The sequence below is a fragment of the Streptomyces sp. NPDC001728 genome (assembly GCF_040297565.1).
Lineage (GTDB): Bacteria > Actinomycetota > Actinomycetes > Streptomycetales > Streptomycetaceae > Streptomyces.
The window spans coordinates 50,920-65,603 of record NZ_JBEOZK010000019.1 but is presented as its reverse complement, the minus strand read 5'-3'; the positions used below and the strand labels follow the sequence as shown (position 1 = coordinate 65,603).

General features: G+C 68.3%; 13 protein-coding genes. 11 read left to right on the top strand and 2 right to left on the bottom strand.

Features of this window, described 5'->3' with window-relative positions:
• Positions 1-109: 109 nt before the first annotated feature.
• Positions 110-2,881: a cyclophane-containing RiPP biosynthesis TPR protein HaaT gene (gene haaT / locus ABT154_RS25465; RefSeq protein WP_351859390.1), complete on the bottom strand. Its 2,772-nt coding sequence runs from the start codon at positions 2,879-2,881 to the stop codon at positions 110-112.
• A 290-nt stretch (positions 2,882-3,171) separates the two neighbouring features.
• Here haaT and ABT154_RS25460 point away from each other — a divergent pair, with 290 nt between their 5' ends.
• From ABT154_RS25460 to ABT154_RS25435, 6 genes are all read left to right on the top strand, one after another.
• Complete coding sequence (locus tag ABT154_RS25460) at positions 3,172-3,858, top strand: hypothetical protein (RefSeq protein ID WP_351859388.1); 687 nt, start codon at positions 3,172-3,174, stop codon at positions 3,856-3,858.
• A gap of 32 nt (positions 3,859-3,890) precedes the next feature.
• Positions 3,891-4,337, top strand: coding sequence for a hypothetical protein (locus tag ABT154_RS25455; RefSeq protein WP_351859386.1), 447 nt, complete (start codon positions 3,891-3,893; stop codon positions 4,335-4,337).
• Between the two features lie 60 nt (positions 4,338-4,397).
• The gene (locus tag ABT154_RS25450) at positions 4,398-5,618 is read left to right on the top strand and encodes a damage-control phosphatase ARMT1 family protein (RefSeq protein WP_351859384.1); all 1,221 of its coding nucleotides are present in this window, start codon (positions 4,398-4,400) and stop codon (positions 5,616-5,618) included.
• Between the two features lie 585 nt (positions 5,619-6,203).
• The gene (locus ABT154_RS25445; RefSeq protein WP_351859382.1) at positions 6,204-6,725 is read left to right on the top strand and encodes a hypothetical protein; all 522 of its coding nucleotides are present in this window, start codon (positions 6,204-6,206) and stop codon (positions 6,723-6,725) included.
• A 148-nt stretch (positions 6,726-6,873) separates the two neighbouring features.
• Positions 6,874-8,109, top strand: a complete 1,236-nt coding sequence (locus ABT154_RS25440) for an MAB_1171c family putative transporter (RefSeq protein WP_351859380.1) — start codon at positions 6,874-6,876, stop codon at positions 8,107-8,109.
• A 290-nt stretch (positions 8,110-8,399) separates the two neighbouring features.
• Positions 8,400-9,029 (top strand): HAD-IA family hydrolase, encoded by a 630-nt coding sequence (locus tag ABT154_RS25435; protein WP_351859378.1) that lies wholly within the window; start codon positions 8,400-8,402, stop codon positions 9,027-9,029.
• Positions 9,030-9,297: 268 nt separating this feature from the next.
• Here ABT154_RS25435 and ABT154_RS25430 read toward each other — a convergent pair whose 3' ends face one another.
• A complete protein-coding gene (locus ABT154_RS25430) occupies positions 9,298-10,170 on the bottom strand; it encodes a helix-turn-helix domain-containing protein (RefSeq protein ID WP_351859376.1) in 873 nt (290 codons plus the stop codon).
• 641 nt (positions 10,171-10,811) lie between these two features.
• On the opposite strand from ABT154_RS25430, the gene ABT154_RS25425 reads away from it, so the two are divergent.
• The 5 genes from ABT154_RS25425 (at position 10,812) to ABT154_RS25405 (ending at position 14,614) form a co-directional block, all read left to right on the top strand.
• The gene (locus ABT154_RS25425) at positions 10,812-11,138 is read left to right on the top strand and encodes a transcriptional regulator (protein ID WP_351859374.1); all 327 of its coding nucleotides are present in this window, start codon (positions 10,812-10,814) and stop codon (positions 11,136-11,138) included.
• Position 11,139: 1 nt separating this feature from the next.
• On the top strand, positions 11,140-12,159 hold the full coding sequence (locus tag ABT154_RS25420) for a hypothetical protein (protein WP_351859372.1): 1,020 nt from the start codon (positions 11,140-11,142) through the stop codon (positions 12,157-12,159).
• The gene (locus ABT154_RS25415; protein ID WP_351859370.1) at positions 12,159-12,857 is read left to right on the top strand and encodes an ATP-binding protein; all 699 of its coding nucleotides are present in this window, start codon (positions 12,159-12,161) and stop codon (positions 12,855-12,857) included. The genes ABT154_RS25420 and ABT154_RS25415 overlap by 1 nt, the downstream gene beginning before the upstream one ends.
• 117 nt (positions 12,858-12,974) lie before the next feature.
• Positions 12,975-13,541 (top strand): WhiB family transcriptional regulator, encoded by a 567-nt coding sequence (locus ABT154_RS25410; RefSeq protein ID WP_351859368.1) that lies wholly within the window; start codon positions 12,975-12,977, stop codon positions 13,539-13,541.
• Between the two features lie 5 nt (positions 13,542-13,546).
• Positions 13,547-14,614: a DUF2637 domain-containing protein gene (locus ABT154_RS25405; RefSeq protein ID WP_502969584.1), complete on the top strand. Its 1,068-nt coding sequence runs from the start codon at positions 13,547-13,549 to the stop codon at positions 14,612-14,614.
• The last annotated feature ends 70 nt before the right edge of the window (positions 14,615-14,684 follow it).

Sequence of the window (14,684 nt, the reverse complement as noted above, 5' to 3'; positions counted from 1 at the left end):
CAACGCTCCTCGTGGTGTGCGATGGCGGTTGAAGCGACAGACCGACTCGGCACCGTAGCAGTGCTGTTGTCGTCGGCGGCATACGGATTCCGGCCAGCTGACGACCGACCTATCCGGCTCGTGGGGCGAGCAGCTCTTCGAGTTCCTGGGCCGCCGCATCGGCTCCGAGCCGCCGGTAGAGGGCGGCGGCGTTCCGCAGATAGCCTTCGGCCCGCGTCATCCCGGTCGTGATCAAGTCGCAGCGGCCGACCCCTTCCAGAGCCCGCGCCTCCTCCAGCGGAGAGCGGATGTCTCGAGCCAGGGCGAGGGCCTCCTCGAAGTACCCCCGTGCAATTTCCGCCTCCCCGGAGGCCCGCACCAAGGGCCCCCAGTGGTTCAGTACCTCGGCCTCGCCGCACCGGTCCCCCAGTTCCCGGTGGAGGTCCAGGCTGCGTCGGAATGCCTCGATGGCTTCATCCCACTCGCCGAGCATCCATCGGGCAGCGCCCAGCTCACTCAGGGCGGCGGCCTCCCCGCCGCGGCTGCCGAGATCGCGGAACGCACTCAGAGCCTCTTCCAGTATCCGGACCGCTTCGGTGGCGCTCCCTGACACGCGCTCCAGCGCCCCCAGGTTGCGGATGCTGTTGGCGCGACCGAACCGCTCCCCGAGTTCGGTGAAGCGCTCCAGCGCCTGGCCATGCGCCTCCCGGGCACCGACGACGTCGCCCGTCAGCCTCCTCACGACGCCCAGCTCGTTGAGTGCGTACGCCTGGTGGGTCCGGTCGTCGAGCTCCACGTAGATGTCGTACGCCTCGCGGTGTCGGCGCGCCGCCTGCTCGTACTCGCCCGTGAGGCGGTGCACGACGCCGAGGTCCCGGAGGGAGTTCGCCTCCCCGTACCGATCGTGGAGCTCCCGATAGATCGACAGCGCCTCGCTCTGGGCCTCCACGGCGGCGTCGAACCGGCCGGTCTGCCGGCGCGCCATGCCGAGATCCGCGAGCGCGTTGGCCTGCCCGAGCCTGTCGCCCACCTCGCGGTAGAGCGCGAGGGCCTCGGTCTGGGCACGGGCAGAGGCGTCGTTGTCGGCGGTCATGAGCCAGACGATGCCGGCCTGGTTCAGCGCGTCGGCCTTGCCGCGCCGGTCGCCCGCGGCCTCGTACTCCTCCACCGCCTCGTTGAGCGCCTCGACCGCCTCGGGGTAGGCGGCCATGAAGCGCCGTACGACTCCAAGCTCGGCGAGCGCCCCGGCGAGGGCCTTGCGGTCGCCGGTGTGCCGGGCGGCGTCGGCGGCTGTCCGATGGAGCCCGACGGCCTGATCCCAGGGGCCGGCCTGCCGCAGGAACGGGGCCATGGCGGCGGCCATGCGGATGACGAGCTCGTGCAGGGCGAGACCGCTCGCGCGCCGGATGCAGGCGAGGACGTTGGCCCGCTCGTTCTCCAGCCAGCCGAGGGCCGCCGCACGGGACTCCATGCGTGGGGTCTCCACCGAGGCCGCCTCATCGAGCGGTAAGGGTGCGACCACGCCTCCGCGTACGATGTGCCGGTTCGCGGCGGCGAGAGCGGCCAGGTAGTAGAGGCACACTCGCTGAACGGCCTCGGTCTGCTCCATACTGCTGCCTCCCTCGTCGGCGAGACCGCGGGCGAAATCACGTAACAGATCATGAAGCCGGTACCGGCTCCCCGGATGTTCGTCGATCATGTGGGCGTCGTACAGCGCGTCGAGCTGGCGCCGCGCCTTCGCCACGGTCACGTCGCCGAGCGCGGCACCGACATAGGCGTCGAGGTCGGTCCCAGGGTAGAAGCCCAGCCCGCGGAAGAAGCGTCTGTGCTCCTCTTCCATGTCCTGGTACGACAGCTCGAACGTCGCCGCCACCGCCCGCTCCCCGGCCCGCAGCTCCCCCAGCCGATCCCGCGCGGCCACCAGCCGCTCGCGGAGGTCCTCGGCGCCCCAAGACGGGTGGTGCCGCAGCCGCGCCGCGAGCAGGGACACGCCCAACGGCAGATACCCGCACAGCCCGACGAGCTCCGCGACCACGTCCCGGTCGAGCGACGCCGCCGGCCGCCCACTGAGTCGTACGAACAAGTCGACGGCGTGGTCCTGCGGCAGCGCCACCACCGGCAGCACCACCTCCTCCTGCGCCGCCAGCCGCTTCCGACTGGTCACCAGCACCAGGCAGTCGCCCGCGCCGGGAAGCAGCGGCTCCAGCTGCCGATAGCTGGCCGCGTTGTCGAGGATGAGCAGCGCCTTCTTCCCGGCGAGACCGCTCCGCCACATGGCAGCCCTGGCCTCGGTGACCGCCCCCACGTCGTCCCCGGCCGGGATACGCCCCGCGGGCACTCCGGTCGCCGCCAGCAAGGACGCCAGCGCCTCGCCGGCCTGCACGGGGCTCCGCCCGGTCGTGTGCCCGTTGAGGTTCACGAACAGCTGCCCGTCCGGGAACCGCTCCGCCAGCACATGCCCGGCGTGCACGGCGAACGCCGTCTTTCCCACCCCCGGCATCCCGTCGATCACATGCACCGGCAGCGCCTCACCACTCTCCTGCGCCGCCCTCACCGACCCCACGAGCGCCGCCAGCTCCGCACCCCGGTCCGTGAACGCCGCGGTGTCGCGCGGCAGCGCCCGCAACACGAGCGCGGCTCCCGGCGGCTCGGCCTCGTTCTGGGGCGCCGACTCGGGCTGCCGCACGGTCGTCCGTGAATCCGACAGGGCGGCCAACACCGTCATCACCACGAGCAGCCCCCCGAGCAGCACGAACGAGAACCAGGCATGCCTCTGCAGCCACCCCAGCCACCCCGGCCACTCCGACTCGGACACCGCGTTCGTGACCAGCCCCACGAGCATGGTCGTCACGACCCCGCCGGCGGCCACGACGGCGATCGAGATCCCGCGTCGAAACCTCATGCGCGATCCGCCCACTCGTTGGGGGAGCGAGTCTCTTCTGCTGGCACGCCACTCACGCGACACAGCGCTCCAAGATCAGGACCATTCACGAAGCCCCCCGAGTTCGACGCTCAACTGCCCAAGGGGACCAGCGGAGGCGACCTCGGTCAAGGTCACCGAAGCGCCATAACGCGTCCGGATCCAGCCCTGCGAGATCACGACATCGGCCTGCCCCGAAATCCCTGAGGCTGATCGGCTCCAGCGTGAGAGGCTGATCAGTTATGTCAGGTCCGTACGAGAGGTTCACGCAGATGACCGAGGCAGAACTTGAGAGCCACGAAGGCGACGACACCAAGGACGGCTGGTATCTCCTCGCATACGGCGATGAGTACTTCGTCAGTCGGCACAACCGCATCGAGTTCGTCGACCTCGAATACCGCCTCTCCTCTCTCGCCTGGCTGCGCAGCAAGATCGCGAAGAGCATCGATGCGGAACTGACCGAGCTCCGTGAGGCGCGGGAGAGTGGGAGTCACAGGGTCGCTGGGTGGGAAGGGGAGAGCGACATGATGCTCGACGAGTCAATGTACGAACTCGACACAAGCACACGCCAGATCAGCGCCGGCGTCATCGTCGTGGCTGCCGTCGCCGCACTGGAGTCCCTGATGAATCGGCTGCTCGACCAACCGGGCGACGAGGATCTCCACAGGGCAGGTCTCACCCGAAAGGCCCGAGTGCTCGCCGAGCGCTGGCAGGACACCGTCGATCGCCAGGAACTCGAAGACCACGTGTCGTGGCTGAGGGAGCGCCGCAACTCGTTCGCGCACCGTCTCATCGACGACGTCGACCCCCAGTGGCGAAGCCACCCAGCCACGTGGGACTTCGACGACGAAGCGGCCGATGAGGCACTGGAGAGAATCAGCGCTGCCGCCTGGCTGCTGGAAGAGGGCTGGGAACAGCACCTCACCAGCCAGCGCGCTGATGCGCGATACGTACCCTGACCAACGGCAGCACACGATGGGGGAGCGAGCGCGTGGATGCGTCCGAACTGGCCGAACTCCGCACCATGTACGTCTTCGGCCCCGCCGAGGGTTCCACCTGGGGCCTGACCTACGAGGGGATCGAGGCCAAGCTGCGTGAGCGTGAGACGGATACGTTCGTCCGTATCGACGAGGGGGACGAAGGCCCCGTTCGCGGGTCTGTCATGCACTTCGGCATCACGGTCGGCGAGGAGGACCTGGAGGGCATGGCCAAGCTGTCCCCGGAAGGCATCGCCGTCGAGGACTGCACGGCCCAGGCCGCAGCGGAGTTCGTCCGGTGGCTGTGGGGAAGTGTCGTCCCGGACGGCAGCGGCATCACCTTCAACACGGAATGGGGTCTGGAAGCCGACCTGCCCGACGCGCTCGTCCCCGACCTCCCCCGCCCACGCCTCGTGGCCACCTTCCTCGCCCACCTCGAAGCCACCGGCGGGCTGGACTGACAGCAAGCACGCCCACGGGGATCATGGCCGCATGAGCGACATGCGAAGGGCCTCGGCACCATGACAGAGAAGACCTCCCGCGCCTCGGGCGACGAGGCTGTCCGCGACGCCGGCACAGTTGGTGCTCCGACCGTCCTGGGTAACGAGCCCGGCTCGTTCGCCCGGGGTGTGCTGGCCCAGCGCCACCCCGCCCTCATCCGGCAGGTGCGGGACGCCTTCCCGTACGGCCGCCGGCAGCAGGAGGCCCTCGACGCCCTGCTGGACGAGATCACCGACGGTGTCGTCCGACCACTCGCCCCCGCGGACCACGACCACGAGCGCTGGGCGGCCTGGGGACAGGAGCACTTCGGGCGCTCGTGGTACGACACCCCGTTCCTGTGGGCGGAGAGCTACTTCTATCGCAGGCTCCTGGACGCGGTCGGGTACTTCGGTCCCGGTCCGTGGCAGGGAGTCGACCCCTTCGCGCCGTTTAAGCAGGCCGAGCTGCGAGGCGACGCGGTGGAAGGGGAACTGCGGGCCCTCGACGCGCTCGCGAGCGCGTCGGCCGAGCAGCGGGCCACGGCCCTCCTGCACGCCTCGCTCTGGGGCAACCGCGCGGACCTCGGCTTCCAGGTCTCGGCGGGGGAGCCGGCAGTGGATGACGCCGCAGCCTCGGCGCTGGTCGCCGACGACAGCGCCACGCTGTGGCAGCTCCTGCCCGCCGGTGCCTCGGCCACCATCGCTGTGGTGGCCGACAACGCGGGACGTGAGCTGATTCCCGACCTCGTCCTCATCGACCACCTCCTTGAACAGGGGCATGCCGAGCGGGTCGTGCTTCACGTCAAGCCGTATCCGTACTACGTCTCCGACGCGATGACCGCGGACGTGGTCGACTGCCTGCGCCGCCTCACCGAGGCACCCGGCGAAGCCGGCCGGATCGGCGGTCGACTCTGGAAGGCCATGGCCGCGGGAAGCCTGGAGGCCCGCACCCACCCGTTCTTCTGCGCTCCGCTGCCGTACGAGGAGATGCCCGAGGACCTGCGGAAGGAGTTCGCGGATGCCGCGCTCACGATCCTGAAGGGTGACCTCAACTACCGCCGTCTGGTGGGCGATCGGCTGTGGCACCCGACCGTGCCGTTCGCCGAGCGCACGGCCTACTTCCCAGGGGCCGTCGCGGCACTCCGGACCCTGAAGTCCGACGTCATCGTCGGCCTGGAGCAAGGAACGCTGGACACCCTCGAACGGTCCGGGGCTGTTTGGCGTACGAGCGGCACCCACGCGCTGATCCAAGTGCGCCCGTAGACCTGAGAGCGTGGGCCGACTCCGTATCACTCGGCGATAAGGGATACGACTCCGACCCCAACCGCCGTGAACCGTGCAGGCGCCGGATCCTTCCGGTCATCTCCCGCAGGGGCGCCCCGAACATCGAGGGGCCGGGCGAGCTCCGTTGCGGCGTCGAGCCGACCCTGCTCCACCAGTTCAAACGCCTCGCTGTCCGCTGGGAACGCCGCACTGAACTTCACAACGTCTTCATCTCCCTCGCCTCCAGCCCCATTTGCTGGAGGCGACTCAAGAAGTAGGGCGGCGGACCGGCCTCCCTACAGAAGCATTCAAAATTCAATCAACGCGCCGTCACTCAATTTCGATCTTGGGATCCAGATTTGCGAGACTGTCGCGCTTGGGTGACCTTCACAACAGCCCGTCCCGCATTGATCGCACTTTTCTCCTTGTACGATTGGGAGTAGACAGCGTGTGTCGGCCGACCACCGCGCACCCCAAGCACAAGCTCCTGGCTACTAGCGCCTCGCGGGCTGGCAGTGAACACCTCAGTGGCATTTCAATGGAGCAACGATGCGTTGGCGTAGGGACCCTTCACGGCGCGCCCTCGTGAAAGAATGTGAGAGCCTGCTCGCCGATCTCCCCATCCCCGCACCCTTCAGCGTCGAGGCGCTGGTGCGGAATATGGAGGGCGCGCTGGGTCGTCAGATTCGGCTAGTGCCACTGGATGACACCGACGGGGGCCTGGGCACGGCATGTGGCCTCCGGGTCAAAGCGCCGGAGTCCACGATCATTCTCTATCGCCGCCGTTCAAGTCGTAATCAGACCGAGCACATCATTCTCCATGAGCTCGCGCATGAGTGGCTGAACCACGGGACCTCCCTGACGGATGCGGAGATCGAGCGATACGTCCCTGAGCGCGTTCGTCAGGAAGTGCTTCGACGTTTCCCGTCGGCCCTGATTCAAGGGCGCGTAGATTTCGGCAGTTCCGAAGAAAAGCAGGCCGAGCTTTCGGCCTCGTTGATCAAGCGGCTGGCGCGCCGTCAGTCCTTCACGGGCGATGACATGGTCAGCCTCCTGGAGCATTCACTTGCTCACCCGGTCGCTGCTCCACCGCGGCGACGACTCTAGCCGCGATCGACTGGCGACCACTGAGGCGCAGCTCTCGGCCTACGGCTTCCGTCACATCGCGCAGTCCACCTATTGGCAATCAAGGCTGCGGCCGGCCGACCTTCCGGGCCGGCGATGCGTGCAGCCGGCATAGATACCCACTGGTTCCGTGTTCGACTACATCAAATACCTTACTGCGGCCGTGATGACCCTCATCGCCGTATGGCGATTCCCTGCAGTTCGGTACGCCGACGCTCACCGTCGGGCCCTCTGGGGCGGTTATGCGGGATTCGCCGTAGCGCTCTGGCTCTACACGCCAGCAGTGATGGATGCGGTGGATCGCATTCCAGTAGTGGACCTGAGCGCCCTGCTCAGGCACTTCGCCAGCACCGCGGCGATCATCGCGGCCCTGACCTACGTCGCCACCAGCTACGGGAAGAGCTCGGAGACGGTCGTGCCCCGGCACGTAGCGGTCTCCCGCCGGATCGCACGCGCGTCCTATGGGACGGGAGCGATAGGCGTCATTCTGCTCACGGTCCTGTTCTTCACGGTGGTGGACCGCGACAAGCCGAGCCAGAACTTCCTCATCGACCACGCCGGGCAATGGGGGGTCGCGGTCTACATGACCGTGTTCTACTTCTTCCCACTCATCACGACCGCAGTCTGCGGCTATCAGTGGACGAGGGCGGCGCGACGGGTCGAGGACACGAGCATGCGTGTCGGGCTGGGCTTGATGGGGATTTCCATGTGGATGGGGCTGACCCATACATTGGCGCGCATCGCCATCCTTTGGGCTGCGGTCGCGTTCCCTTTAAATCCCTCCACGGTCCGGCTCCTGGTCGATGCCACAGCGATATGGATGAACCTGCTCTTCCTGATCGTTGCCGTAGGTGTGAGCATTCCCACCACTCGTGCGGCGGCGGCCCGGTGGAGAACTTGGCGCACCCTGTACAGGACTTACCCGCTCTGGTTCGACATGGTGGACGCGTTTCCCGGGACGAGCCTGTATCCGCCAGGGCGGCGTCTCGCTGAACTCAGGCACATACGTGTCCCCATCGATGTTCGCCTGGACCGATGGACTCAGGACATTGCTGACGCTTGTGAGAAGCTGCGCTATTACGCTCCACGAGACCTGATGTTCGCCGCCGAGGACATCACCGCAGCGCACCCCGACCCTGAGCCGGCCGCGGAAGCGTACTGGATTAAGGCCGCACTCCAGGCCGCTGACAGCTCGCAAGCCAACCTGTATGCCACTGCCCCTCTGAGAGAGAAACCGTTCGTTGACACCGAAAGTGAAGCGGCGTGGCTTGCGCGAGTCAGTATGGCCTACTCGCACATCACCACGGATCAAGCTCGGGAGCTTCTCCTGCACTCCATAGAGGTGGAATCCGAACCGGGTAGCTAGCCCGCTATTAGCTTCACAGTCTCATTTCTCGGTCCGGACTCAATTTCCCGACGAGCGAAACCAGGATGCATAGCGATCTTGAATGGCGGGTCGGTGAGTGAGATTTAGCACCGTCCGCCGTATGAACTGGGCTGGTACCGTGGGTCATGCGGACTGATAGGTCTTGCTCCGCCTCGTAAGTGCACCCCCGGCCTGCGACGCACCTCTACTCCCGTCGCCACATGTAGCCGGGCAGTGACGCTATCCGGTTTGGATGGGCGTCCGAAATCTCAGCAATCTGGAGTTCTCGCATGTCCAACCGCCGCACGGGCCTCATCCTCGATTTCGGAGGCGTTCTCACCACTCCGCTGCTGCCCGCAGTGCTCGCGTTCGAGCAGCGCGAGGGCCTCCCGCAGGGAGCCTGCCTCACGGCCCTGTACAAGGACGAGGAGGGTGTCCGGATCACCAGCGACCTCGAGCGCGGAACGGTCTCCCAGACTGAGTGGAACGAGTTCGCCGGCAAGATGCTGGGCGTGCCGGCTGACAACCTGATGGGCCGCATCTTCGGCGACCTTCGTCCCGAGCCGCTGATGATCAATGCGGCAGCCGCAGCGAGGCGGGCCGGGACCAAGGTGGGCATCCTGTCCAACAGCGTGGGGCTCGCCCCTTGGGACCTGTACGACGGCTACGAGCTTGAGCGTCTGTACGACGTCGTGGTGATCTCCGAGCAGCACCTGCTGCGCAAGCCTGACGCTGAGCTCTTCGAGATCACGCTCAAGCTCATGGATCTGCCGGCCGAGGAGTGCGTCTTCGTCGACGACACCGAAGCGTACGTCCAGGCAGCAGAACAGCTCGGTCTCGCGGGAGTGCACAACCAGGACCCCCGGCAGACGGTGGCCACTCTCTCCGAACTGCTCGGCGTGGACCTCACGGCGTCGTAGCCCGGCGTCAGACGCGCGGTGGTCCGACCAGCCTCGATGTCGGAGCCGAGCCGCTGGCCCTGCTCGCCCACACCAACAGCGAAGGGACTACGGCGATGCCCCAACAAAGGGCATCGCCGTAGTCCCTTCGCTGTTGTCGACCACTGACGCGGCTGCCGGAATAGCTCGTACCGGCCCCGGTCCACGCAGGGGCGACGATCGGCGTCAGACCCTAAGCCAGCCGAGCGGAAACGCCTCAGACAACCCCGAGGAGCACTCGCCGACGGCGTCACTGCCCGTCCTGCACCTCTGGCAGCTTGTGCTTCAGCTCTCCGACGAGCTCGTTGATTTTGGCCATCATCTCGGCAGACAGACCCCCGCCGTTGCCGCGGGCAGCCAGGCCGAGGATCTGCCCTCGGTGAATCGAGCCGAGGAAGCGGAGTGCCTCCAGGAATTCGCGGGCCGCAGGGTCGACCTCGGCATCATCTTGGAAGAGGGCTGCGTCGACCTGAAGCGCCTCAGCTAGGCCGGCACGCACCACATCAGAAGCCTCCGTCGTGGCGCCCGCACGAAGGGCGGCGATGTCGTCGGCGGTGACGGCCGCCACGCCCGCATGCTCGTTGACGATCCGCGCAATCTCCTCATCGGAGGGCGCTTCCTGACCAACGTACCCGTGCTGCAGGAGGTAGTTGATCTTCTCTCCCGCCGTGCGGGGTGCGGACGCATGCTGGTCACGCGAGGCGCTGGGGCGAAGCCCGAACGAGCAGTCCTGGGCGGCCAACAACTCCTCTTCGGCCACCCCGTACGCCTCTGCGAGCGGCTGCACGTAAGCATCACTGAGCCGGCGCCGGCCGGATTCGGCGTTGCTCACCGGCACGCGACTCGCGCCGATGATCGCAGCAGCCTGCGCCACGCTGAGGCCGGCGTCGCAGCGCAGGAGCTGCAGGTCCGGCGGGCCGTCGTGGGGGAAAAGGGCATCGAGCGACTGACCGAGCGCCGCTGCGATTGCGGGGAGCTTCTCACCCTTGGGGAAGTCCTGGCCGCTCTCCCATCGCGCGACCGTGGGGGCGCTGACGCCCACCATCTCGGCCAATTCCTTCTGGTGGAGGTCCTTGCCCCGCCGGACAGCACGCACGCGGCTGCCGTCGAACTGACGTGGCACATGAACTCCTGCGGGGTGGCGATCAGGCTGGTGGTGGCGGCCTCTGGGGCAACTGTAGCCCAGGCTTGATACATTTCCGCAACTGACGTACGTTTCCGTATCGCACCTGCTGGCCGGGCTCCGGCTCTATGGTGCCAGCCCTGGGGGACCTCTATGTACGTTGCGTTGTCGTGACCACTCGCGCAACGCGCCGTCGGATTCGGTCCAGTCGTTGCCGGCCGGTCGTGGTCCCCTTTCCCGACACCGGCTGTCGCGAACCCTGTGCGACCCGTAAGGAGCCAGGGATGGACTTGCTGCAGGTGTCTACATATGTTCGTCGTCCCTCGCCGGGCAGTGACCTGGGGAGGGACGCAACGAGCAGATGAGAGGCACGAACCGATTAGGTCGTAAGACGCCGGGACGCGCACCCCTGCCTGCGGGGGTCAGGCCGTATGCCTGAGGAGAGAGATCGAGGAGGAGGTGGGGCGAATGCGGACGTATGGTCCCTGACGTGGCTCGGCAACAAAAAACCGGCGCCCGGGAGCTACCAACTCCCAAGCGCCGGGTCGGCACCCCGAGAGGTGCCCATACACATCACGCGGGCGGCGGGGCTTTTGCACGAGAACCGCCGCACCGCGCTCCTACGAAAAACGGAGTATCGCATGCTCGCCATGCCGATCGGAACCCCGGCCTGCCCGGACGCTGGCCGCCAGCGCCGCCTCGCCGCCCAGCTCGCGGACATGATCGCGGGCGCGGCCACCATCCGGGTCAGCCTCAACGACCCGAAGCAGACGTGGCCCCACCTGCACGCCGTCGTCGACGACGAGGCCGGGAAGACCATGGACGTGGGCCGCATCACTGCCAGGGGCGCGGGCCGCTGGATCCTGAGGGCCTGGCCGGAGGCGGGTTTGACGCGACCGCACACCTTCCACCTTGCCGACGCCACCCTCACGCGCAGCGGCCTGACCGCCGCTGTTCGGGGCCGCTGACATGGCGCGGATACGAACCATCAAGCCGGAGGCATTCTTCTCCGAGTCGCTCGCCGAAGTGCGCGTCGAGGCCGAGCGGACCTTCTTCGGACTGCTCACCCAGGCCGACGACCACGGTCGTCATCGCGACAACGCCGCGATCATCGCCGGGCTCCTCTGGCCCCTCCGCGCCGAACACACCTCGGTCCACGTCGAAGACGACCTCCACCAGCTCGCGGCCGCCGGCCTGATCTGCCGGTACACCGGCTGCGACGGCCGTCGGTACCTCCACATCGTGACCTGGTCCGACCACCAGAAGATCGACAAGCCGAGCCAGTCGCGCCTGCCCTCCTGCCCGCAGCACCAGGCTGCCGACCGGTGTGCGCCCTGCAAGGGCTCCTGCACCAAGCGGACCGAGGGTTCGTCTGCTACTCCCCGAGACCTCGCCGAGACCTCGCCGAATGCTCCCCGAGCCCTCGACCTGCCCGCCAAGACCACCTCCACGCCTTCCGGAGACGCGGGTGGGGCCTCCGTCGACCGGCAGGAAGCCGCCGACAATGCGTGCGGCGTTCCTAGTCGGGCTGGAACGAAGAGCGCAGGTCAGGAGGCATTCCCCGAGGACTCCCCGAACCTTCCCCGAAGCATCGGAGAGGGCTCGGCGCCTGGATCTAGGATCTTGGATCCTGGATCTCTTGTCCCTACGGGGCGCACGGCGCCCGCAGACGGCGTCTCGGCCAACCAGCTCGTCGGCGAGTACGTCGCCTCATGCGACGAGCGTCCGCCCAGCGACGTGATCGGACATCTCGGCCGGATCGCCAAGAAGCTCCTGGGTGAGGGCATCGCGCCGGAGCACATCAGGGCCGGGCTGGCGAACTTCGCGGCCAACCCCAAGCACCCGAGCGTGCTGGCCAGCATGGTCAACGAGGCCATGAATGCACGCCCCGGCAGTTTTGCCCGGCCGGGAATCCGGCCTAACGTGCCCGCCCATCAGGCGTGGACCACCCCCTCCAACGCCGCTGCCGCCTACGCCGAGGAGCTGTGATGCGCACCCGTCACCGCGAACCGCAGACCCTCGGCGAGGGCACCCTGGACCGGATGGCCCGGATCCTGGCCGCCCGCAACATCGACCCCAGCGCCGCACCGGCCCAGGAGCTCGAGACCGTCTCCCCGCTGGAGGCCCTGTCGGCCGGTATGCCCCCGCGCTACCGGGCCGCCGTCGCCGACCACCCCCAGGTCCTGGCCTGGGTCCGGACCGTCGCCGAGGCCGCCGTCGCTCCCAACCAGGGAGCCAGGCGACAGGTCACCACCGGACCCAGCCTGCTGATGGCCGGCGTCGTCGGCGCGGGCAAGACACACCAGGCGTATGGCGCGGTCCGGCGGCTGGTCCAGAGCGGAGTCGGCGTGCGCTGGCGCGCGACCACCGCCGCCGACCTGTACGCCGACCTGCGACCCCGGCCCGGAGCCGACAGCGAGCGGGAGCTGGCCACCGTCAGCCGCTACCCGCTGCTGATCATCGACGACCTCGGCGCGGCCAAGGCCAGCGAGTGGGTCGAGGAAGTGACGTACCGGCTGATCAACCGCCGGTACAACTACGAGCTTCCGACCCTGATCACCACCAACCTGGCGATCAGGGACCTCCGTGCCCACCTCGGCGACCGCGTCGCCTCCCGGCTCGCACAGATGACCACCCGGGTCGAGTTCGAGCAGGTCGACCGCAGACGCCACCATCTCGCAGCCTGACCCGCCCCAGGCCGCCACGCCGGGCCGCGCCTTCTGCGCGCCGCCCCGAGCCCGTCCCCGACCCAGCGCACCTCTCCGCCGACGCCCCTGCGCACGGAGAGCGATCGGAGCACCCGCATGACCAGCACGACGCACAGCCCTGTCCGCCACCGGTCGCTCGGCGACCACACCTGGCGGGACCAGGCCGTCTGCCAGAGCACCGAGTACAACCCGGTGGACCCCGAGATCTTCTTCCCGGACCCCGATGAGACCGACAAGATCACCGCAGCGAAGGCGCTGTGCGGCCAGTGCCCGGTCCGCCGCACCTGCCTGGACGCCGCCCTGGAAGCCGGCGACACCGACGGCATCCGAGGCGGACTGACCGAGGAGGAGCGCGGACCTCTGCACGAGAAGATCGCCCACCGCCTCGACTACAGCCGCGTCAACGACACCATCGCCGGTCGCGACATCCACCTCACCAAGGCCGAGCGCCGCGCGGTCATCCGCGCCGCCTACCGCCACGGGGTGACCGAGCAGCGCCTGGCCTGGCTCCTCAAGATCACCGAGGAGCACGCCCAGAAGCGGTACCGCGAACTCCGCCGCGCCCTGCGCAACCGAGACCTGAACCAACCTGAGACGGCCACCGCCTCGTCCGAGGCCGGCAGCGAGCGCCTGGGTCGCGACGACTTCGGGACGGCAGCGTGACCGCCATGACCGCGCCGAAGACGGCGCACATATGCGGCTGGGACCGAGCGGTCGTCATCGCCCTCGGCGGCGCGGGATGCGCGCTGTCGTACGACGCGCTGCAGCAGATGGCCGTCGCCATCCACATCCGAGGCTTCCTCACCTACCTCTTCCCCCTGGTGATTGACGGGTTCATCGCCTACGGCGTCCGGGCGCTCCTGGTCCTCCGCGACGCGCCGCTGCGCGCCCGGCTCTACGTCTGGACGCTCTTCGGCACGGCCACCGCCGCCAGCATCTGGGCCAACGCGCTCCACGCGGTGCGGCTCAACGAGGACGCGGTCGCCGGCACCGGCCTCCGGCTCGGGGACACGGTGGTCGCGGCGCTGTCCACCATCGCCCCGCTCGCCCTGGCCGGAGCGGTCCACCTCTACATCCTCATAGCCCGGGGGCCGGTCAAGGGCAGTGACCGCGAGGACCTCGGTCACCCCGGTTACCCGGGTCACTCGGGTCAGGGTGACCGGTGCGACGCCGTGGAGGTCACCCGGACTGACCGGATCGGTCAGAACCGGTCGGCGATCGGTCAGGTCAAGGCCGGTCAGCCGGTCACCGCCCTCACCGACCGGCTGCCACTGTCCCTGGGAAAGCAGGCTCCTGCCTCCCGGTCACTGACCGGGGACAGGGCCCCGGTGGGCAGCAGCAACACGGTCACCGATGACCGAGGCCAGTCCCACGAGGCCGCTGACCTGCCCGGACAGTCGGACTCGGCTCGGCCGGTCACTGACCGCCCCGCCGACACCGCCCCGGTCACCGGCGACCAGGACAGCCCGGCGGCGGTCACCACCCCGCCGGTCACGCCGCCGCCGGTCACTGACCGAGAGGCCCGGACACCCGGTGACCGGCGGCCTGACCCGGACACCGAGGAACTGCTGAAGATCGCCCGGTCAGCGGTCAGGGCCGAGGACAAGCTGACCCGCAAGGTGGTCGCCCAGGCGATCCGCGGTCAGCAGATCCCGCTCTCCAGCGACACCCTGACCGCCCTGATGGCCAAACTCCGCGCCCAGCACGGACAGCCGGTCACCTCCACCCAGAACTGACCGGACACCCAGGGAGCGGGTAACCGAGCCGGTCACCCCAGCCGGTCACCCGCTCCGGACACCCGCGCCA